The organism is Frankia sp. AiPs1, from assembly GCF_023716945.1.
GTDB lineage: Bacteria > Actinomycetota > Actinomycetes > Frankiales > Frankiaceae > Frankia.
The window spans coordinates 1-1,304 of record NZ_JAMQQF010000959.1 but is presented as its reverse complement, the minus strand read 5'-3'; the positions used below and the strand labels follow the sequence as shown (position 1 = coordinate 1,304).

Here is a 1,304-nt window from a genome sequence, read left to right as displayed (position 1 = left end):
GGGCGGTCCGGACTGGCCCAGCCACCGTGGCCGCGGATGCCGAGGGCCTCCTGCGCCCCGGAGCCGACGAGGGTCGCGAGGAGGTGGTCGAACAGGTAGGCGGCGGCGGTCGGTCGCAGCAGGCCCGCCTCGTGGCGGGACCAGCCCCATGCCCGGGCGCCGTCGACGACGAGTTCCTGGTCCGGCCGGGCGTCCCCGGGGAAGGCCAGCCGCGCGTCGGCGGGCGGCGGTGCGCCGTCGAGGGGGCGATGGGCCCACAGTTGCAGGGCCTCCTCGGGGCACCAGCCCTCATCCCGGACGGCTACCTGCCACGCCGCCCGGCCGGGCCGGTACACGGCGAGCCGGACGGAGGTGCCTCGGCAACGGAAGTGCAGGCCGACTCCGTCCGGGCGGACGCCTCGTATCTCGACCGGCACCGCGGAGCTGCCCGGGCAGACGAGGTATCCCTCGTCCCGCAGACGGGCCATCCACGCCTCGAAGGACACGGCGGATGCTGCCTTCCTGATCGATACGAAAGTCGGGGGACTCCCACCGGGGGATCAGCGAGCCGCCGGCCGGACCTGGGGCCGGGACATCGCCCGCGGCATGCCGCCGTCGCGCCGATCCGGAGCTGGATCGGCCGTCGGCGCCGACGGTGCGTCGCGGATCCTCGGGGACATCGGCGAACGCCGAATCCCGCGCTCGGCGGGAGATGACGGAGCGGTGCCTCTCGCCACTGCGACCGCAGGTGTCGGTCCGTGGGCGCTGCGGCCCGTTGCGGGGCCGGTGACCGGGGCGGCGGACGATCAGCGGGGTTGGCCCGCCGGTCAGGATCGTCGTGCGCCCAGGCTCGATGCACCGAACTCCGAGGCCCCTCGCACCCGGGCCAGGCCCGAAACTATCGGGCCGACCGACTCGTCACGCTGGCGGCGAGCCTCAGTGGGCGCGAGGGCCGAGACAACACGGACAGCTCGCGGGACGACAGACCACTCGCCACGCCCAGTGAGAGGCGGCGCCGTGCTGCAAACGGAGCGTCACCTCTTCATTATGCACGGGGGCCGATTCGGGCGCCGGTTCGCGGACACCCGGCGGGCGGTGCGGGGCTGACCGGGCGAGGTCGGGCGCGATGGTCCGCCGGCCGCGCCGGGCGTCTCCCGACGGTCTTCCGGTAACAGCTCCCGTGAAGTATTCCGCCGGCCCGGCGAGGCCAGGCCGGGCGGCCAGGGGTGGCGCGAGGGCCCGCCTGTCCGCGCAGTTCCGGCGGGTGCCGCGTCCCCGCGATCCGGCGTCCAACCGGCTGGCGGTAAGCGATCGGCGGCTGGTGG

1 protein-coding gene is annotated in these 1,304 nt (G+C 75.3%); it reads right to left on the bottom strand.

From position 1 onward, the window contains the following. The coding region (locus ND748_RS32170) for a hypothetical protein (RefSeq protein ID WP_251750039.1) at positions 1–467 on the bottom strand (467 nt) is incomplete at its 3' end. Positions 468–1,304 lie beyond the last annotated feature (837 nt).